Origin of the sequence: Acinetobacter sp. TY2 (assembly GCF_046269225.1) — a bacterium.
Taxonomy (GTDB): Bacteria; Pseudomonadota; Gammaproteobacteria; order Pseudomonadales; family Moraxellaceae; genus Acinetobacter.
In genome coordinates this window covers 22,783-43,006 of record NZ_JBJZOR010000024.1, presented here as the reverse complement: position 1 = coordinate 43,006, position 20,224 = coordinate 22,783, and the positions used below count along the sequence as shown (strand labels likewise).

General features: G+C 37.3%; 22 protein-coding genes and 2 tRNA genes. 17 read left to right on the top strand and 7 right to left on the bottom strand.

Annotated features, from left to right (window positions below; all coding sequences use genetic code 11):
- Window positions 1-17 precede the first annotated feature (17 nt).
- Window positions 18-503 (bottom strand): DUF1289 domain-containing protein, encoded by a 486-nt coding sequence (locus ACK1JC_RS13615; protein WP_409512412.1) that lies wholly within the window; start codon window positions 501-503, stop codon window positions 18-20.
- 114 nt (window positions 504-617) lie between these two features.
- Between ACK1JC_RS13615 and ACK1JC_RS13610 the strand changes: the two genes are divergently transcribed.
- Window positions 618-1,550, top strand: a complete 933-nt coding sequence (locus ACK1JC_RS13610) for a rhodanese-related sulfurtransferase (protein ID WP_409512411.1) — start codon at window positions 618-620, stop codon at window positions 1,548-1,550.
- A gap of 31 nt (window positions 1,551-1,581) precedes the next feature.
- Here ACK1JC_RS13610 and ACK1JC_RS13605 read toward each other — a convergent pair whose 3' ends face one another.
- Window positions 1,582-2,007, bottom strand: a complete 426-nt coding sequence (locus tag ACK1JC_RS13605) for a helix-turn-helix domain-containing protein (protein ID WP_409512410.1) — start codon at window positions 2,005-2,007, stop codon at window positions 1,582-1,584.
- A gap of 63 nt (window positions 2,008-2,070) precedes the next feature.
- On the opposite strand from ACK1JC_RS13605, the gene ACK1JC_RS13600 reads away from it, so the two are divergent.
- The 3 genes from ACK1JC_RS13600 (at window position 2,071) to ACK1JC_RS13590 (ending at window position 3,830) form a co-directional block, all read left to right on the top strand.
- Entirely contained in the window at window positions 2,071-2,565 is a 495-nt protein-coding gene (locus ACK1JC_RS13600; protein ID WP_409512409.1) for a DUF2938 domain-containing protein, read from the top strand.
- A 128-nt stretch (window positions 2,566-2,693) separates the two neighbouring features.
- Entirely contained in the window at window positions 2,694-3,302 is a 609-nt protein-coding gene (locus tag ACK1JC_RS13595) for a DedA family protein (protein WP_409512408.1), read from the top strand.
- 102 nt (window positions 3,303-3,404) lie between these two features.
- Window positions 3,405-3,830, top strand: a complete 426-nt coding sequence (locus ACK1JC_RS13590; protein WP_409512407.1) for an ABZJ_00895 family protein — start codon at window positions 3,405-3,407, stop codon at window positions 3,828-3,830.
- Between the two features lie 56 nt (window positions 3,831-3,886).
- Here ACK1JC_RS13590 and ACK1JC_RS13585 read toward each other — a convergent pair whose 3' ends face one another.
- On the bottom strand, window positions 3,887-4,411 hold the full coding sequence (locus ACK1JC_RS13585; RefSeq protein ID WP_409512406.1) for a YecA family protein: 525 nt from the start codon (window positions 4,409-4,411) through the stop codon (window positions 3,887-3,889).
- Between the two features lie 66 nt (window positions 4,412-4,477).
- Entirely contained in the window at window positions 4,478-4,687 is a 210-nt protein-coding gene (locus ACK1JC_RS13580) for a PA3496 family putative envelope integrity protein (protein ID WP_409512405.1), read from the bottom strand.
- A gap of 344 nt (window positions 4,688-5,031) precedes the next feature.
- Here ACK1JC_RS13580 and rpoD point away from each other — a divergent pair, with 344 nt between their 5' ends.
- The 7 genes from rpoD to ACK1JC_RS13545 all read left to right on the top strand — a co-directional run bounded on the left by rpoD (window position 5,032) and on the right by ACK1JC_RS13545 (window position 12,208).
- Complete coding sequence (gene rpoD / locus ACK1JC_RS13575) at window positions 5,032-6,963, top strand: RNA polymerase sigma factor RpoD (protein WP_409512404.1); 1,932 nt, start codon at window positions 5,032-5,034, stop codon at window positions 6,961-6,963.
- 126 nt (window positions 6,964-7,089) lie between these two features.
- The gene (locus ACK1JC_RS13570; protein WP_409512422.1) at window positions 7,090-7,377 is read left to right on the top strand and encodes a YbeD family protein; all 288 of its coding nucleotides are present in this window, start codon (window positions 7,090-7,092) and stop codon (window positions 7,375-7,377) included.
- Window positions 7,378-7,528: 151 nt separating this feature from the next.
- Complete coding sequence (locus tag ACK1JC_RS13565) at window positions 7,529-7,816, top strand: YbeD family protein (protein WP_409512421.1); 288 nt, start codon at window positions 7,529-7,531, stop codon at window positions 7,814-7,816.
- A 283-nt stretch (window positions 7,817-8,099) separates the two neighbouring features.
- Entirely contained in the window at window positions 8,100-8,759 is a 660-nt protein-coding gene (lipB, locus tag ACK1JC_RS13560) for a lipoyl(octanoyl) transferase LipB (RefSeq protein WP_409512403.1), read from the top strand.
- A gap of 79 nt (window positions 8,760-8,838) precedes the next feature.
- A complete protein-coding gene (locus ACK1JC_RS13555; RefSeq protein ID WP_409512402.1) occupies window positions 8,839-9,372 on the top strand; it encodes a hypothetical protein in 534 nt (177 codons plus the stop codon).
- A 3-nt stretch (window positions 9,373-9,375) separates the two neighbouring features.
- Window positions 9,376-10,560 carry an iron-containing alcohol dehydrogenase gene (locus ACK1JC_RS13550; protein WP_409512401.1) on the top strand — a complete coding sequence of 395 codons (1,185 nt, stop codon included), beginning with the start codon at window positions 9,376-9,378 and terminating at the stop codon, window positions 10,558-10,560.
- Window positions 10,561-10,822: 262 nt separating this feature from the next.
- Window positions 10,823-12,208: an APC family permease gene (locus ACK1JC_RS13545; RefSeq protein WP_409512400.1), complete on the top strand. Its 1,386-nt coding sequence runs from the start codon at window positions 10,823-10,825 to the stop codon at window positions 12,206-12,208.
- Window positions 12,209-12,284: 76 nt separating this feature from the next.
- Here ACK1JC_RS13545 and glpD read toward each other — a convergent pair whose 3' ends face one another.
- Window positions 12,285-13,814 carry a glycerol-3-phosphate dehydrogenase gene (glpD, locus tag ACK1JC_RS13540; protein WP_409512399.1) on the bottom strand — a complete coding sequence of 510 codons (1,530 nt, stop codon included), beginning with the start codon at window positions 13,812-13,814 and terminating at the stop codon, window positions 12,285-12,287.
- Window positions 13,815-14,584: 770 nt separating this feature from the next.
- Between glpD and ACK1JC_RS13535 the strand changes: the two genes are divergently transcribed.
- Both ACK1JC_RS13535 and ACK1JC_RS13530 read left to right on the top strand, forming a co-directional pair.
- A complete protein-coding gene (locus ACK1JC_RS13535) occupies window positions 14,585-15,919 on the top strand; it encodes an MFS transporter (protein ID WP_409512398.1) in 1,335 nt (444 codons plus the stop codon).
- A gap of 234 nt (window positions 15,920-16,153) precedes the next feature.
- The gene (locus tag ACK1JC_RS13530) at window positions 16,154-16,582 is read left to right on the top strand and encodes a hypothetical protein (protein ID WP_409512397.1); all 429 of its coding nucleotides are present in this window, start codon (window positions 16,154-16,156) and stop codon (window positions 16,580-16,582) included.
- 33 nt (window positions 16,583-16,615) lie between these two features.
- Here the strand turns inward: ACK1JC_RS13530 and ACK1JC_RS13525 are convergent, their stop codons facing one another.
- Window positions 16,616-17,296, bottom strand: coding sequence for a class I SAM-dependent methyltransferase (locus ACK1JC_RS13525; RefSeq protein ID WP_409512396.1), 681 nt, complete (start codon window positions 17,294-17,296; stop codon window positions 16,616-16,618).
- A gap of 145 nt (window positions 17,297-17,441) precedes the next feature.
- On the bottom strand, window positions 17,442-18,290 hold the full coding sequence (gene folD, locus ACK1JC_RS13520; protein WP_409512395.1) for a bifunctional methylenetetrahydrofolate dehydrogenase/methenyltetrahydrofolate cyclohydrolase FolD: 849 nt from the start codon (window positions 18,288-18,290) through the stop codon (window positions 17,442-17,444).
- Window positions 18,291-18,442: 152 nt separating this feature from the next.
- Between folD and ACK1JC_RS13515 the strand changes: the two genes are divergently transcribed.
- The 4 genes from ACK1JC_RS13515 to ACK1JC_RS13500 all read left to right on the top strand — a co-directional run bounded on the left by ACK1JC_RS13515 (window position 18,443) and on the right by ACK1JC_RS13500 (window position 20,173).
- Window positions 18,443-18,516, top strand: a tRNA-Cys gene (locus tag ACK1JC_RS13515).
- Between the two features lie 11 nt (window positions 18,517-18,527).
- Window positions 18,528-18,613: transfer RNA gene (locus ACK1JC_RS13510), tRNA-Leu, on the top strand.
- A gap of 313 nt (window positions 18,614-18,926) precedes the next feature.
- The gene (locus ACK1JC_RS13505; protein WP_409512394.1) at window positions 18,927-19,115 is read left to right on the top strand and encodes a hypothetical protein; all 189 of its coding nucleotides are present in this window, start codon (window positions 18,927-18,929) and stop codon (window positions 19,113-19,115) included.
- A 326-nt stretch (window positions 19,116-19,441) separates the two neighbouring features.
- Complete coding sequence (locus ACK1JC_RS13500; protein ID WP_409512393.1) at window positions 19,442-20,173, top strand: hypothetical protein; 732 nt, start codon at window positions 19,442-19,444, stop codon at window positions 20,171-20,173.
- The last annotated feature ends 51 nt before the right edge of the window (window positions 20,174-20,224 follow it).

Sequence of the window (20,224 nt, the reverse complement as noted above, 5' to 3'; positions counted from 1 at the left end):
AACTCAAAACATCCATATCATTCATCATCAATTATTTGCAACAAGTTTTGACTAATTCCATCTGCACGTAACCATGCAAAATCATAACTTGCTGTCGCTAATGCGAGTACACGGCGCTCAAACTCTGTCCAAAGTGGTTTAACTTGATCACTATGAATCCCCAAACCGCTATCATGAGCAAGATTTTTATTTTTTTCACAAAGTTTCAAAGCATGATAAAACTTCCGTCCACGACTTGCATTATCAAGTACACGAATGCGCTTACTACGGATAAAGCCTTCAATATGCTGTACATTTGCATGTGGTAACATCGGCACTAAAATCTGATCAAGCTGTGCATCTAAACGCTTCCACACCGCTAAGCGCTGTGCTTCGTTGTAAGTATTCCACTGAATCACTTCATGGTTAAAACGTCGGCAACCCCGACAAACAGCATCACCAAATACAGTTGAACAACGTCCTGCACAAGGGGTTAAAGAAGGAATCCTTCTATCTTGACTCAAAGTAACATCCTCAATAAAACCATATTTAAGTTATGGAATTCTCGCTTATTTCAAAAATACGCGCTAAAATATGCGCCTGAAATTTTAACTTATCTTAATACATTTGGAGTATCCATGAACGCTACTGTAGAACAGCTTGCACCTGTAGAACAGCAAGCGACCTCTGGTTGGGTTGTTGCAGCACTTTATCAATTCAAAGAAGTTCAAGATCCTGCAGATCTTCAACAACGTCTTTTAGACTTGGTAAAAACCATCAACCTATGCGGTACTCTTATTGTAGCAGGAGAAGGAATTAACGGCACGGTTGCAGGCGACCGTAAAGCAATCGATGAGATTCATCAGTTTTTACTTGATGAAGGCTTCGTTGCAATGGAATATAAAGAATCTGAAAGTGTTGAAAAACCTTTCCGTAAAATGAAAATTAAATTGAAGTCAGAAATTGTAACTTTAGGCGTTGAAGTTAAACCACGCGATCTTGTTGGACATTATCTTGATCCAAAAGAGTGGAATGATCTGATTGCACGTGATGACGTGATTCTAGTCGATACACGTAACGATTATGAGTTTAAAGCAGGAACATTCAAAGGTGCGATCGATCCTCAAACTGAAACTTTCCGTGAATTTCCTGATTATGTAAAGAACCAACTTGAACAGCATAAAGATAAAAAAATTGCGATGTTCTGTACAGGTGGTATTCGCTGTGAAAAATCTACATCACTACTTCTTCAAGAAGGCTTCAATGAGGTTTACCACCTCAAAGGCGGAATTTTGAAGTATTTAGAAGAAACTCCTGCTGATGAGAGTATGTGGGAAGGTGAATGCTTCGTTTTTGATGGTCGTACTGCAGTCACGCACGGTATGGAAGAAGGCGCAAATATTAAATGTCACGCATGTGGATGGCCTTTACTCCCAGAAGAAGTTGATCAACTAAGCTATGAGCATGGCGTATCTTGCAAATACTGCATCGATAAAACAACTGAAAAACAAAAAGACGGTTTCCGTATGCGCCAATCACAAATTTTAGCGGCAAAACGTAAACGTTTATAATTTTATTTCATTAATCAATATAAAGCCAAACTTAAAGTTTGGCTTTTTTATTCTGCTTTTTTACCACGGATACTGGCTTAGAATGATGTAATATTTTTTGAAACTTTGCACAATTTAATGGATTTTCAAACGAACAATTTACAACATGACGTAATCCCTGCCTGAGTGTTTCTAAATGTTCAATATGCTGATCAATCTCACATGCACGTTGCTCAAGTCTATCTTTATCGATAGGCATAAGCTTATTTTGCAACATTATTTGAATATCAGTTAAACAAAAACCTGCCTGTTTCCCAAGTGAAATTAACAACAATTGATCAATCACTTGCTCATTAAAAATTCGTTGTAACCCGTTTCGACCAATCGAATGTATTAACCCAATTCTTTCATAATAACGAATTGTTGAACTCGGAATTTTCGTCTGCCGTACAACTTGAGAAATACTTAGTTCTTTCATATTGACTTGAAGTTAACTTCAACTATTAAACTCACTCACACTATAATCCAGGTTGATTAAATTATGAAAGAGTATCTTCTTCATGTACTTTTTATCGGAATGAGTGCAACCATTTTTATCGATTTCTATGCTTTTATCTTACAACGCTATTTCAATATACCCTCATTAAACTATCAATTTATTGGACGTTGGCTAGTCGGTATTTCACATGGACAATTTGTACATCATAAAATCATGCAAAGTCCGAATGTTCGTTTTGAAAAATATATCGGCTGGTTCAGTCATTATGTTATTGGGATAATGTTTAGTGCGCTATTTATCATGATTGTCAGCACAAATTGGTTGATATCACCTGAACTATTTCCAGCATTACTTTTTGGGACTTCCACAGTCATATTCCCATTCTTTTTAATGCAACCCTGTTTAGGTTTCGGAATAGCAGCAAGCCAAACCCCTTTTCCAAGGTCTGCACGGTTAAAAAGTATAAGTACACATTTCATGTTTGGTTTAGGGCTTTATTTCTCAACTATTTTGCTCCATTTATTCGACCTTATATAAAGTTTAAAACATATTGAGTTTGTGCAATATTTTAACTATTTTCTTATTTATCTAAAAGATACAAAATCATACTGTAAGTATCTGTAATTCAAAACTACGATAGTTTAAATATTTGAGAAATAAATTACATGACTCAATGGATAATTGCCATTATGGAACAATTGGGCTATTTCGGTATTGCCCTACTGATGTTTCTCGATAATGTTTTCCCTCCCATTCCATCTGAAATTATTATGCCCTCTGCGGGATTTACAGCATCACAGGGAAAGTTATTACTCAGTGGTGTCATTATTGCTGGTTGTCTAGGTTCCCTTATTGCAGCAGCGGTTTTATATGGTATTGGACGCATAATCCCACATGATCGACTCTTTCATTGGGTTGATCGATATGGTAAATATTTATTTATCAAACGCCAAGATGTACAAACTGCACTCGATTGGTTTGAAAAATATGGACATCGGATTGTTTTTTTTGGACGAATGATTCCAGCTGTACGTTCACTCATCAGTATTCCAGCAGGCATGAGCCGTATGCCCTTTTGGAAATTTATGTTGTATAGCGCATTGGGTACCATTATTTGGACGACTTTTTTAGCATGTGTTGGTTTTTACTTTGGTAATAATCCTGAGTTGATGCATCTTATTTTTAGTCGAGTCGGTCATGTGATTATTATCATTTTGCTTATCATCGCACTTTGGTTTTTCCACAAAAAATGGCAAAAGAAAAATAAATACTGAGCAATAAAATTCACATTTTTTACATAGAAAGGATTCCAATCTTAATAAAATGATGTTTTATATTGAAATAAATAATTCGCATATATTTGGGGAAATGATGCAATGAAATATTATTTACTTGTCTTTACTGGAATTTATATTGTTTCCACTTTTCTCATCGGTTTACTTACCGCTGCGCTTAGTTCAGGAAGCTCTAGTATTGTATCTACACTCATTCTTAGTGGTTTTTTCACTGCATGGCATTTTGTCAATCGTGAAAAACGCCTCCCTTGTGACGATGAAAGAATACAACTCATTTGGGGCTCTATTGCTTGTACTTTTATCGTCTTTGCTGTTTTCTTCTTATTAATGAATATTGAGACAGGAACAACGAAGGTTTTTATTGATATTGCCAAACAAGTTCCAATGTGGATTTGGTTGATTGCGATTGCATTTATTACATTAATTGAATTTGCAGTATTTTATTTTAGTTATGGATGGTTCGCCCGAAAATGCTTAGATGGACTTAATAAAAAACACCTCAAATGAGGTGTTTTTTATTACACAATATTCATATAGACGTGAAAATTTTATCAATCATAAAATTATGCAGGCGTATGGAACATTAAATAAATTTCATTGAGGTTTTCTGGAATTTCTTCAGCAATTTCATCCATCAACTGACCATTACGGCGGAAAGATTCCATTTGTGGATCTTCATCATCCACACCACTGAAAACCATCATTGGTAAAGTTAAATCAACCACTTGTTCTTCATGTTCTGGTGAAAACCAAGCATCTTCATTTAAGAACATGGCATCAACAAAACCAACGCTCCAATCACCAAGGCTTGATTCAACATCAGCTTCTTCAATTTCAAAAGGAAATGCGATGCCTTCTTCATTGGCTAAATTTTGACGAAGTGCTTCTAACCATGCTTTCACTTGTGCAATGATTTCTGCTGGAACTTTCTTTTGATTATTGTCAAATAGCTCATCAAGCCATTTTTCAAAATGAGGACCAACAGCAGTAGCACTTAAAAAACCATGTGTCGCTGCGAAATCTAGACCAAACTCATTTTGGTCGCCATCTAAATAGTCGCGTAGTAGGTCTAAATCTAAAGCACTCATTTTGTTTCCAATAAATTTGTATCGAGTTTAAGCATAGCATTTTCCGACACTATGCCCAATGTATTTTTAATCTTCGTCATCGAAATCGTCATCATCATCTAGATCATAGTCATAATCTTTCAGTTCACGATCTAAACGGCGTTGTGTAAGCAAATCGTCTATTAAACGACGCTTTTCAAGAGATTCTTTCGCTGTGATTTTACTTGATGTTTCTTCAAAGCCAGCATCATCATCTCCACCGTAGTTATCATCTAGTTCAAAATCTGTAGAAGACACTAAAACTACCTCATAAGGAAAAAATTTGAATGGGTCTAGGCGCTATTTATCTTTGTTCTGAAAACTTGTCAAGTTTTATTTGTTTTTTTACATTTAAATTGATTTTTTAGGCTTTTAAAAAGCCTTATTTTATGCAATGATATAATCCACCCTGCGTTTTTCTGTTTTGTTGTGAATTCTCACGCTACAGATTAAAAAACACGCATGGGCTGATCTTGAAAATAACAACATCACTCCCCATTATTTATTACAGAATTTGAATAACCTAATTTTATCAAAACAAGTTGCGTACTTTTTGATGAAATGGTGGTTTATTCACATTTGATTCGTCATGCGTACAACAAATGTACGTTTACCGCCATAAATTCAACGAGAAGAGAGCAAAGATGAGCGATATGCAATCCCCTACTTCACAAGTAGCGGCGCTGATTAGCCGAGGCAAAGAACAAGGTTACTTAACCTACGCTGAGGTTAACGATCATCTGCCGGACTCAATCACTGAAAGCGAACAGATTGAAGACATCATTCAGATGATTCAAGACGTGGGTATTCCGGTTCATGAACGTGCGCCTGAAACTGACGATACAATGTTTGAAGGTGGCAGCGAAGCAACCGATGAAGTTGCTGAAGAAGAAGCTGCTGCAGTATTGGCTTCAGTAGAAAGTGAACCAGGTCGTACTACTGACCCTGTCCGTATGTATATGCGTGAAATGGGTACAGTTGAACTGTTAACCCGTGAAGGCGAAATTAGTATTGCAAAACGCATTGAAGAAGGAATTCGTGACGTTCTTCATTCAATTTCATATTGGCCAAATGCGGTTGAAGTCGTTTTAAATGAATATAAAGAATATGAAGCGGGTGAACGCCGTCTTGCCGACATTCTTTCAGGTTATTTAGATCCAGAATCAGATGAAGTTATTCCAGAAGTATTGGAAGAAGAGTCTGAAGAAGTCGATGAAGAAGAAGATGCTGCGAAAAAGCCAACTAAAGATGTAAAACTAGATGACGATGAAGAAGAAGAAGAGTCTGAAAGTGATGACGAATCTGAAGGTGAATCTGGTCCTGATCCTGAAATTGCAAAAGCACGTTTTGATGAATTAACGGCAGTTTGGCAAACGTCAAAAGAAACGATTGCAAAACACGGTCGTAACAGCGAAGAAGGCAAAGTTGCAATGGAAGCATTGGCAACTGTGTTCATGATGTTTAAATTCACCCCACGTCTTTTTGACATTATTTCAGAAATGATTCGTGGTACACATGAACAAATTCGTACCTCTGAACGTGAAGTAATGCGCTATGCTGTACGTCGTGGTCGTATGGATCGTACGCAATTCCGTACATCATTCCCAGGTCAAGAATCAAATTTTGCATGGTTAGATGAGCAAATTGCGAAAGCACCAACAGAAATGCGTGGTTATTTAGAAAAAGTTCGTCCAGATATCACTGCATTCCAACAGCAAATTGCCGATATTGAAAAAGAGCTTTCTTTAAACGTTCGAGATATCAAAGACATTTCTAAACGTATGGCGATTGGTGAAGCCAAAGCTCGCCGTGCAAAAAAAGAAATGGTTGAAGCTAACTTACGTCTTGTAATTTCGATTGCGAAAAAATACACCAACCGTGGCTTACAATTCCTCGATTTAATTCAGGAAGGCAACATCGGCTTAATGAAAGCTGTAGATAAGTTTGAATACCGTCGTGGTTATAAATTCTCGACTTATGCGACATGGTGGATTCGTCAGGCGATTACACGTTCAATTGCCGATCAAGCACGTACGATTCGTATTCCGGTACACATGATTGAAACAATCAATAAAATCAACCGTGTGTCACGTCAACTTCTTCAAGAAATGGGTCGTGAACCAACACCTGAAGAATTAGGCGAACGTCTAGAAATGGACGAAGTGAAAGTTCGTAAAGTATTAAAAATTGCCAAAGAACCGATTTCGATGGAAACGCCAATTGGTGATGATGAAGATTCGCATCTGGGTGACTTCATTGAAGATGGTAATATTACCTCTCCAATTGATGCAGCAACATCAGAAGGCTTAAAAGAAGCAACACGTGAAGTTTTAGAAAACTTAACTGAACGTGAAGCGAAAGTCTTAAAAATGCGTTTTGGTATTGATATGCCAACGGATCACACATTGGAAGAAGTCGGTAAGCAGTTTGATGTAACACGTGAGCGTATTCGTCAGATCGAAGCGAAAGCCTTACGTAAATTACGCCATCCTTCACGTTCAGAACATTTACGTTCATTCCTTGAGAATGACTAAATCATTCTTAGGACAGTGAAAGCTTGAATATGGGGTGTCATACCCCATATTATAAGCATGTAGCAAATAACTCAAAATACCTGCACTTAGCAGGTATTTTTAATAAAGAGGTTTCCCATGACTGATATGACTAATCGTGCACCGTCTCGTGAACTCCAAGAACATCTTTGGGTGTTCCCTATGGACTATCCAATTAAACTCATTGGTGATGCAGGTGAGCAACTTCGTGTCTCAGTCATCGAAATTTTGGTTAAACACTTCCCTGATTTTGATGCTGAAACTTTGAAAGTTCAGGCATCACGCACAGGTAAATATGACTCTATTACTGCACAATTACGCTTTATAGAGCTTGAGCAAGTTCATCAACTTTATGCAGACCTTGCAGCATGTGAGCATATTAAAACTGCTTTATAATAATTATTAATCTTGCTGATAGGATTATATTTCTCATCAGCATACTGATGGGGGCTTGAAGTTAAATACTCAGTCCCCATTTTATATGGTATGAAATAATAAACATCAGCCTTTGGGCTCATGTTAAATAGAAAGGCTGTCACTCATGACTATGTTAGACCGTACACCATCTCGTGAACTTCGTGAAGATCTTTGGGTTTTTCCTATGGACTACCCGATTAAACTCATTGGTGATGCAGGCGAGCAACTGCGTGTCTCAGTCATCGAAATTTTGGTTAAACACTTCCCTGATTTTGATGCTGAAACTTTGAAAGTTCAGGCATCACGCACAGGTAAATATGACTCTATTACTGCACAATTACGCTTTATAGAGCTTGAGCAAGTTCATCAACTTTATGCAGATCTTGCAGCATGTGAGCATATTAAAACTGCTTTATAATTTAGAAATAAAAAACACGCTATATAGCGTGTTTTTTACGTTTATAAATAGATTTGAAAGTTAAGAAAATTAAAACAGCAACTGAATCCCATTCCTATATTTAAGTAATGCATATAGCATCGAAAAAAGACTTATTGGCAAATTTACCAGATCAGCGCAATGCCTAACTGTTACAAATCTGATAAACATATAAAAGATATTTTTCACTGTACTTGCCAATCCCCTATTTGACGTAAATTTATTTATAATAAAAACTATTCTTCCATTTTAGAGATGTCGATCTGTGAATGATGTTGTTATAAAACCACAGTTAATTATTCGTCATTATCACGACTTAACCCCTTATAGCGAACGCTTTCAGGAAATGAAAAGCTATACTGAACAGCGTGATGAAAAATCTCCTGATCAATTATGGATCTTACAACATCACGAGGTACTCACACAGGGGCAAGCAGGAAAGCCTGAACATATTTTGATACCAAGCGATATTCCTGTGGTACAAAGCGATCGTGGTGGGCAAGTCACGTGGCATGGTCCAGGGCAAATGGTCATATATTTCATGTTTGATTTGAACCGTCTGAAATGGAACGTACGCACACTTGTCAGCTATGCTGAACAATTGATGATTGATTTGCTGAAAAAATATAGCATTGAAGCCTATGCCAAACCCGATGCACCAGGCGTTTATGTCAATGAACGTAAAATTGGTTCACTTGGTTTCAAAATTCGTAAAGGTCGTAGTTATCACGGTTTGGCATTAAATATCGATTGTGATTTGCATGGTTTTCATACCATTAACCCTTGTGGTTATGCAGGACTTGAAATGGTCAGAATACAAGATTTAATTGAGAATCACCCTGACTTCAATGAGTTATGTGCAGATATCATTGAATATTTTCAGCAGAGTGGTTACTTTAATGACGTCCAAGTCATTTCTCATTAAAAGACTTTCTTTTTCAAGAAAAATAAAATAGAGTAATTACTCTAAAAACATAAATACAATTTGCAGAAGGGATACGCGAGTGATTTCAACCAAATCTGTAAAGCCTGCTTTGGAACAAAATTATGTCAAACTCATGATGGACGTGATTGGCAGAGGCTTGGTGATGGCAAGCCAAGTCGATGATGAAATTAAACATGAAGTTTCAAAATTTCCAATCGGCTTAACCTTGTCTATGAAAGTTTATCCAAACGGGTCAAAATTTATTGCCCGTGTCAATGAACAACACCAATTAGAATTGGTTAAAAACTTAGATGAAAAACCTGATTTAACCATCACGTTTAAACATTTACATCATGCGTTTTTGGTGTTTTCATTCCAAGAAAGTACCTCTCAAGCATTTGCCAATGACCGTATGATTGCCGATGGTGATCTCTCTTATGCCATTCGTTTAGTACGTTGCCTCAATAAAATGGAAGCACTAATTTTGCCAAAATTGGTTGCAGAGTTAGCAGTTAAAGAATATCCACGTGAATTATCGTTAAAAGAAAAACTGTCAGGTGCTGCAAATATTTATCTTAAAGTTGCACAGTCATATATTAAAGGGAGTGCTTAACACATGGCTAAACCATATTACGAATTTTTTTGCCCCGTCAAAGTGATTGCAGGCCATGCTGCACTTGAACACATTCCTTTTGAATTATCTTCACTTGGCGCAAAACGCCCAATGATTATTACAGACAAAGGTGTGCGTATAAATAACCTACTAGTGCCACTTGAAGCCGCATTTGAATCAACCGATGTTGAGGTTGGTTTTGTCTTTGATGATGTACCACCTGACTCAAGTTTAGAAACCGTTCGTGCTGCGGCGCAAGCGTACCGTACAAATAACTGCGATGCGATTATAGCTGTGGGTGGTGGTTCAGTCATTGATACGGCCAAAGCAACCAATATTTTGGTGACTGAAGGTGGTGATGACCTGACGAAATATTCAGGTGCACACAACTTACCTCATCCGCTTAAACCATTCTTTGTTATTCCAACTACTTCAGGCACAGGCTCAGAAGTCACCATGGTGGCTGTCGTTTCAGATAATCAGAAACATGTGAAATTGGCATTTGCATCGAACTATTTAATGCCAAATGCAGCCATCTTAGATCCACGTATGACACAAACCTTGCCACCACATTTAACGGCAATGACTGCGATGGATGCAATGACGCATGCTGTTGAAGCCTATACCTGCATGGCAGCCAATCCAATTTCAGATGCTTATGCAACGGCGGCTGTGAAAAAAGTCAGCAATAGCCTATTCAATGTTTTAGACAATCCAACCGATGCACATGGTCGTTTAGAACTTGCACAAGCATCTACAATGGCAGGTATTGCATTTTCAAACTCAATGGTCGGTATTGTACATTCACTTGGACACGCTTTAGGTTCAGTTGCCCATTTACCCCATGGCTTATGCATGAATCTATTCTTACCTTACGTACTTGAATACAATAAAGATGTGAATGGCGATAAAATTGCAGAATTATTATTGCCACTTGCTGGTCCCGATATTTACGCACAAACACCTGCGAACCAACGTGCCGATAAAGTGATTGCAACACTCAATACTATGCGTGATCGTTTATATGCACTCACTAAATTGCCACGTACACTTAGTGAAACAGGTAAAATTTCAAAAGAACAACTTGATGAAGTTGCAGATAAAGCCCTCAACGATGGCTCTATTATTTACAATCCAAAAGAAGCAACATTCAAAGATTTAAAATCAATCTTGGAAAAAGCTTGGTAATTGCTTAAAAATAATCCAATATAGTTTTAAAGGAGCCTGATATTTACATAAATATCGGGCTTTTATCATGCAGAATAGTTGGTCACTCACTTTTCAATCAAAGTGGCACAATTTCTGCTAAAAAAACCAACAAAGTTACTGACAAGGGTGGCTTTTTGAAGTAGATTGGCGCACTTTTGTTTTATTCGTAGGGGGGATCGTTCGTCTCAAACGATCCTTAAAAATGACTGATCCTTGATCAACGATTAAGAGGACAACGCCGTTGACAATTAACACTGGGACTCAATCGACAGCTAAATTGCAAAAAACACTTGGCTTCTGGCACATCATTATTATTGGTTTGGCATATATCCAACCAATGACGCTATTTGACACTTTTGGTCTTGTATCAGAAGAGAGTCACTTTCACGTTCCAACGTCTTATATTATTGCTTTAGTGGCAATTTTACTTACATCTATCAGTTATGGACACATGATTCGTCGATATCCATCGTCGGGTTCATCATACACGTATGCACAAAAATCCATCCATCCAAACGTCGGTTTCATGGTGGGTTGGTCTTCGTGGTTAGACTATTTACTGTCTCCAATGGTAAATATCATCTTGGCAGTGATCTATCTAGAAGCACTCTTTCCTGAAGTAAATCATTGGGTTTGGGTTATTGCACTCACTGCAATCATGACTGCTGTAAACTTACGTGGTGCGCGTTTTGTTGCTAACTTTAACAGTTTAATCGTCTTTGTTCAGTTGGCTGTTATCGCCTACTTTGTTTGGATGGTTTATCAACTGCTTTCAAGTGGTGTCAATGCGGATGGTTCATTGGTCGATGCTAAGTATCAATTGTGGAGTCTTGAACCATTTTGGAATGAAATGACATCTATTGGTGCACTCGTTACAGGTGCAACATTATTATGCTTCTCATTTACAGGATTTGACTCACTGAGTTCGCTTGCTGAAGAAACCAAAGATACTGAGAAAACGCTGCCACGTGCCATTTTTATGACGGCATTACTTGCAGGTGTAATCTTCATTATCAGCACATACTTCATGCAGATTTACTTCCCGAATGATCCAAAAACTTACTTTGAAGATATTGCTGCAACACAACCCGATATTCTTCTTGCAGTGGGTGGCGCAGCATTTAAGACAGTCGTTCTGTATTTTGCAATTGTGACGGTGATGGCTTCTGGTATTTCTGCACATGCGGGTGTATCACGTTTAATGTATGTGATGGGTCGTGATGGCGTAATCAATAAAAAGATCTTCGGTCATATCAGTCCTAAAAACTTTACTCCTTCTTACAATATTTTGATTGTGGGTGCCGTTGCTTTAACTGCGGGCTTCATGGATCTTGATATTGTGATTTCAATGATCAGTTTTGGTGCTTTAACTGCGTTTACATTCGTAAACTTGTCGGTGATTTCTCGTTATGCATTGCGTGATGGGCGTACCAAAAATATCAAAGACATCATTAACTTCATTATTATTCCATTACTTGGCTTCTTTAGTATCTTTGCAATGTGGCTTGAGATTGAAGAAACTGCCTTGAAATGGGGTCTATGGTGGGCAATGTTCGGTATTATGTATTTGGGTTATAAAACCAAAGGTTTCCGTTATCCTGCTCCACAACATAATGAACATGAATAAGATTTAAACTGAATCTAATTCATTCAAAAATGGCGCATAAAGCGCCTTTTTTGATTTTACTAATCCATCAAAAAGCTTATGCCACGTTTTGACGTAAACGGCGCTCATGTAATACGTGTAAATACATTTCTAAAATTTGTATCTCATCTTGATTAAAATCCAAATACAGCTTACTTCGGCGTTTTAAAATATCCTCACTTGTGATCGCCCACTCTTGATCCACTAAATAATCAACTTCTTGTGCAAATAGACCATGCCCAAAGTCTTGTCCTAATTCATGAATTGAATTGCTATGTTGCAAAAAATGCATCGTACGAGTGCCGTAGGCATGTGCCCAACGTTCTGCTGTCGCTTCACCAATACCTTTAATTTGCTGTTGAATTTGATCTTTCAGCTCATCTATAGAATTAAAATGCTCAGCACCAGGTAACAATGCCGTGGCTGTCCATTCCTTTTTCATACTGTTAAAAAATGGTTTGAGCTGATCCATAGTAGCTTCTGCCAATTTACGATAAGTCGTTAATTTCCCACCAAAGACCGACAATAATGGTGCATGCGCAGTACTTTCAGCACTCAATGCCAAAGTATAGTCACGGGTGACCGCAGATGGATTATCCGACTCATCATCACACAATGGACGCACACCAGAGAAGGTACTGACAATATCAGCTTCAGTCAGTTGCTGTTTAAAATGATCATTACAGACATCAAGTAAATAAGCCCGTTCCTCAGCACTGATCTCAACATGATTCGGATCACCTGTATATTCCCAATCTGTCGTGCCAATAAGGGTAAACCGTTGTAAATACGGAATAGTAAAAACAATTCGCTGATCATCATTTTGCAAAATAAAGGCTTTCTCACCCTCATATAATTTCGGTACGATAATATGGCTACCTTGAATCAAACGGATACCATAAGGTGATTTCAAATTTAAATTTTTACGGATAAATTGTGCCACCCAAGGCCCAGCAGCATTGACTAGAACTTTGGCTTTAACCTGAAAAACACCATGTTCATTTTCAAGCGTCACATGCCATAAGCCTTCAATTTGCACAGCAGAAATACATTGGGTTTGAGTCATGATTTTTGCACCATGCTCTCTTGCTTGTATGGCATTCAGCACGACTAATCGTGCATCATCTACTGCACAATCTGAATATTCAAAACCACGTTGAATATCGGGATGCAATGGACTATCTAAACCATCAAAAGTCACTAAATTTGAGCCTGCTAATTTTTCTCTTTTACCCAAATGATCATAAAAAAATAGCCCTGTTCGAATAAGCCATGCAGGACGTAAATGTGGACGATGAGGCATAATAAAACGTAGAGGACGGATGATGTGCGGTGCTTTATTTAACAGAACTTCTCTTTCTGCTAATGCTTCACGTACCAAACGAAATTCTTTATGTTCCAAATAGCGCAAACCGCCATGAATGAGCTTACTACTTGCCGATGAGGTATGTGAAGCAAGATCATCTTTTTCACAGACGAAAACTGATAATCCTCGCCCCGCAGCATCATTTGCAATACCAATGCCATTAATTCCTCCTCCAATCACGACAAGGTCATAACATTTTGAATATTCGTGAAGTTCTTGCATATTTTATTCCTCACCCGTTTGTTTTAATTTTTCTTGTTCTTTGCCCTTATATTTTGTTTGATATAGATAAATATTTCTGATTTTATCTAATCATTAAACAATTTAAAAACATGACCAACAACCAAATTAAAATATTCATTTTATATATTCAAAGTTTTATCAATACGTTGATAATTTTGAATTCCACCATAAAAACTTTAAATGACTTTTCCACAATACCGATACAGCTTCAAAGTATTGATCTTTCGATCAATAATTAATCTAAAAACTATAAACCACTTCTAGCCATTCAACTATAAAAAGATCAAAGCACACATCAAATAATTTATGACTACTCAAATCAACTTAGCACTTTTCCAACTCTTCATGAGAAAATATGCTGTATTTATAACCAATCCTCTATTGATATTGAAGTAAATGTCTTTATTTTAATCGCACTCAAAAATAGATGTATTTCAAAACTAAATATTTTATTTATTCATTTTTTTATTTTTATTACAAATACTTATTTTCTATCAACAGGCATGCTGATATGTTATTAGACTCAAAATAAGATAAAAAAATATTTTTTGCACTTTTTTAATGCATAAAACAACATCAACTTACGACCAAAGTCTAATAAAAGCATACAAAACCCAAGCGTATAAGTACTTTGTAATGTTTTGTTTCTTTCAATTTCCTTTCTTCCACAGCACATGATCTCACATTTTTTCAATAGCATTTATTGAAATGTATGCATGCGTTTTGCCTAAATTATTTGGAGAACTGTGATGTCTAATGCATCTTCTAAAAATATATCCTCCGAAAGCCAAACCCCACCCCTTGATCGTAAAACTCGAGTTAAATCTATTTTGGGAGGTTCTGCAGGAAACCTCGTTGAATGGTACGATTGGTATGTGTATGCCGCATTTACCTTATATTTTGCCCCACGTTTTTTCCCTGATGGCGACAGCACAGTTAAATTATTACAAGCAGCAGCTGTCTTTGCACTAGGTTTTTTAATGCGCCCAATTGGCGCATGGGTAATGGGCATTTATGCTGATCGTAAAGGTCGTAAAGCGGGCTTAACCGTTTCCGTATCATTAATGTGCATCGGTTCATTGATGATCGCCTGCGCACCAACTTATGATTCTGTCGGTATGCTTGCCCCTGCAATTTTATTGTTCGCCCGACTAATTCAAGGTTTAAGTGTTGGCGGTGAATACGGCTCAAGTGCAACATATTTGACAGAAATGGCAGGAAAAAATCATCGTGGTTTCTTCTCAAGCTTCCAATATGTCACCCTCATTGCAGGTCAATTACTTGCGCTTTGCGTACTGATTATTTTACAACGCAACCTTTCCGAACAAGCTTTGGGTGAATGGGGATGGCGTATTCCTTTCTTCATTGGTGCTTTATTGGCTATTGTAGTATTTTGGATTCGTCGTGGTTTGGTTGAAACAGAATCTTCGAAAAAGGCTCAAGAGCAAGCCAAAAATGGGGGTGAAAAATCTGGGGCTTTAGCGTTATTTACCAAATATCCTAAACAGGCATTTACGGTCATTATGCTGACTGCGGGTGGTACTTTAGCATTCAATACATTCACCACGTACTTACAAAAATACTTGGTCAATACCTCAGGTTTTGAAAAAACCACTGCTACTGAAATTACCACAGCCGCAATTTTTGTCTTTATGCTCATTCAACCTGCTGTTGGTGCATTGTCAGATAAGATTGGTCGTAAACCGATTATGATCACTTTTGGTGTCTTAGGTGTGCTATTTACCATTCCTATTTTCAATGGCTTAGGTTCTACAACCAATCCAACCACTGCGTTTATGTTGTGTATGAGTGGTATGGTCATTGTCACTGGTTATACTGCCATCAATGCCGTAGTAAAAGCTGAGTTATTCCCACCACATATTCGTGCATTAGGCGTTGCTTTGCCTTATGCACTTGCCAACACCGTGTTTGGTGGTACTGCAGAGTTGGTTGCTCTAAGCTTTAAAAATGCGGGTCATGAAAATTATTTCTTTTACTACATCACCTTTATGATTGGTCTTTCTTTAATCACCTATGTCTTTATGAAAGATACTAAAAAACATAGTCTTATTACAGATGACTAATCGTAGAACGATATTTTTAGATACAAAAACAGCGCTCAAATTAAGCGCTGTTTTTGTATCAACTTAAACATCAATTCTATAAACACATGATTTACCTAATATTTAAAACTTATTTATATACAAAAAAGAACATAACAATGCTCATATCTTCATTTTTTATCTTTATAGCAAGTTTGTTCAACGCTATTTTATGCCATACTGCACATAGTACATTCCCTTAAGAGAACATCACAGATGAAAATAATTAAAGCAACAGCATTTGCAATGACTATTTTAATGCTAACAGCGTGTCAGACCGCACCGCGTTCGTTTAATGGAACAACGGGTTATCAAATTGAAAGTAAAACTGACAATCAAGCAACATTGGTCTATACATTGTCTGGTCGTGCAGATCGTGACTTAGATGTCGATAAATTACAACGTGCTTGTAAAAAAGTTCTTGGTGAAAATAAGACCTATAAACTTGCTGTTTTAAGCAGTACTGAAATTATTAACCCACAGATCAATTCAGATGATAAAACAGGTGTTCAATTGGGTCATAGTCGTACTTCTTTCGGACTTTCAAATACGCCAAGCTTAAACAACAGTGAAGATTATGCGACACGCCAAGCTTTAGAAACTCGTCCAAGTACTCTACATGTCGTTCGGTATACCTGTTCTTAAAATTTAAAAATTGATTATAAAAAATAAGACGCTTTAAAGCGTCTTATAAAAACTCACGTTACGAAATTCTTTTGATTCATCTAAGTCAGGCCAAGTCGTTGCACTACGCTCTTCCAACTTTTGATATTTTGGATGACTAAAATTTTTCACACGACTATCGGCAACCCAAACTTCGGGTGCAAATTTTAAAAATTCATCTAAGAAAAAACGATTACATTGATCATATAAAACATCGGCAGCCAATAACACATCAATTTGCTCTGCTGTTCGCTCTAAATGGTACAAATCATCCAAATATTCAAGCTCAACATCATTCAGCAATGCATTTTCACGACATGCATCTAAACTTACTTTGTCGATATCACAACAAATAACGCGTTTTGCCCCTGCCATTTTCGCTGCAATCGCGACAACACCTGACCCTGCACCAAAGTCCAAAACAACTTTATCTTTCACATGATGAGGTTCAGCAAGCAACCACTGTGCCATTGCTAGACCTGAAGCCCAGCAAAAAATCCAATACGGTGTTTCATTCCAAATACGGCGAATCACTTCATCATCTAAGCGATCAGTCGAAAATACAGGCGGAATGAGCCATAAAGAAATTGGCGTTTCAGGCAATTGCTGTGCAAGCAATTCACAGTTTGGAATTACTTCATGCAATGCATTAAGTAGTTTTTTTGGGGCTTTAGGCAGTTGAAAAGTGCAGCTCATATGATTTCTTTTAATTCATAATAAATCATTTAATCTCCCCTAACCCCTCTTTAAAAAGAGGGGAACCCACTGCAAATTGAAAATATGCAACCCCTCCCTTTTTTTCAAAGATGAGAAGTATTGCTTTGCAAGGGGAGGAATTCTATTAACCCAAAGCCTTTTCAGCAGCTTCCACAGTTTGACGAATCAAAGTTGTAATCGTCATTGGTCCCACACCACCTGGAACAGGCGTATAAGCAGAAGCAACTTCTTCAATACCGACAAGTTGAATATCACCTACACCACCACCATCACGTGGATGGAATCCTGCATCGACAACAACAGCGCCTTGTTTAATCCAATCTTTCTGAATGAGTTCAGCTTTACCGACTGCACCGACAATAATGTCTGCTTGTTTTACAAAATCAGCTAAGTTTTGCGTACGTGAATGGCAGATCGTTACGGTTGCATTGGCTTCCAATAACATAGCCGCCATTGGTTTACCTAAAATTGCAGAACGACCGACAACAACTGCATGTTTACCTGCAATTTCAATGTTGTTTTCTTTTAAAATGGTCATGATGCCTGCAGGTGTTGCAGAACCATAAGCTGCTTCACCCATCGCCATACGACCAAAACCGAGGCATGTTACGCCGTCGACATCTTTTGCAAGTGAAATGGCATCAAAACATGCACGTTCATCAATTTGAGCAGGTACAGGATGCTGTAATAAAATACCGTGTACATCAGGATTAGCATTTAATTTTTCAATTTCAGCCAACAATTGTTCAGTTGTGGTTTCAGCACCTAACTCAACTTTTATAGAATCCATACCAACACGACGGCATGCATTCCCTTTCATACGTACATAAGTGGCAGATGCACCATCATCACCGACTAAAATAGTCGCTAAAATTGGGGTACGACCTGTTTTCTCTTTTATCGCTTCAACACGGGTTAACAAGTCTGCTTCAATTTGTTTCGCTAATGCGCGACCATCTAAAACTAATGCCACGGCACATCTCCAAAGTAGATATGAATCAATTTTGCAAATAATACATGATTATTTGAACAATTTTATTCTATATGTTGGTTTTATGTGCATATGCATGAATTGTAGTATTGTTTTTTTTTCAAAGGTTGCTAATATACGCATCACCAAGAGATGGTGGGATGGCAGAATGGTGATGCAGCGGACTGCAACTCCGTAAATGCCGGTTCGATTCCGGCTCCTACCTCCATATCTTGTAAAGCCCGAGTGGTGAAATCGGTAGACACAGGGGATTTAAAATCCCCCGCCCACAAAGCGTGCCAGTTCGAGTCTGGCCTCGGGCACCATTTTAATACTTCTTAAAATGGTGCAATAAAACAACTAGCTTTATGCTAGTTTTTTTATACCTAAAATTTATAATATGAATAAAAATACAACTATTATCAGCGCTCTTTCCACCCTCAGCACAATAATACTCAGTGCATGTCAAAGCAATATTTCAAATCACCTGCAAAATCCACCACAACCAAACTTATCAGAAACCTCATCCACTTTATCGAGCAGTCAGAGCAGATTTAGCAAAAAACTATCCAAATATGAATGAAAATACAGACTTAAAACCTTATCTCAACAAAAATCATTGGATCAATCTATTCTCAAGTGAGCCCCCCGCCAAATTCTGCCATTAACTTTAATTTCAATATGCAGGGTGAAAATATTCGCTTAAATTTAAATTGCGTAAATCCGAATGAAAAACCGTTCTTTTTAATTAAAGATGCTAATGGTGTCGATGCATTTAGCTCAATGATTGACGATGATCAACGCATGGAATTTGTTTTAGACCAATAGATTTTTACCAATCCCTTTAAAGACACCAAATCAAAAAAATTTGAGAAATTTAAACAAGCCTTTTATCAAGCCAAAAAACTCACCATTAAAACATACACTTTGAGTAAAAATCCTCCCGAACAAAATACTCAATCCACTCCAGCAATGAAATATTCATTTAATAATCAATACGCAGAAGTACTAAAAGAACCCTCCAATCATTGTGATGCAATTGACTAGATCCATGCTTACCCTCTACATGATTTCAAATTTGCTTTACAATACTCACATTCAAGGAAAAGATACTGAACATTCAGCGTCTGCCGTTTTATTCTGTAAAGAGCCTTATGATCAAGACCCAGCAAGCAACACAATACCTGCAACAACTGGAACAACAGTACCCTCAGGCATTTAAAAGAAATTTTCTATTGTATGGTCAACTTAAAGCCAAAGGTCTACTCGATGAATTAAAAGAGTTTATTCCTTGGATTTTGGCAATGATGATTTTTGTCAGTACTGCTTTTGCATTAGGCAGTTTAGTTGAATCTTCATTTCCTCGTTTTGATCAAACACAAACTTTTGGCATAGCTATCTTGTGCATTATGTTATTCCTCATGTTTACCGTTCCTCTAATCATTAAACAGATGAAACATAGCTCAACACACCTATACCAGCAACTCAGCAACACCCCAATGAAACTTGCCGTACTGATCGTACTACAAACGCTCAATATTGCTTATTTAGACAGTAGCCTCTTACAAGGTCTATTATTTTTCTTTGCCTTGAGTTTTGGCTTTATCAAATTTTATAAAGAAAATATGTTTCGTGAGTCTGCATCAAATATTGACTATTACAACTTACAACAAATACGCAGAGTCTGTTTTTGGTCATATAAACAAGTCATTAAAACCAAAATTCGCTTAACATTAAGCAAAAAAGATACAGATCAATATGAAGCCTTACAGCAAAAATTAGTCAAAGACTTAGATCTACACCTCAAACTGCTTAAATATGAAAATAAAATGTCGCAGTCTTACAAGTTTGTCGACCTTGATGAATATGTCGACCACATGCTTTAAATAAAGTAATTCTCATTAAAATGCTGATATTTTAAACTTTTAACGTATCAT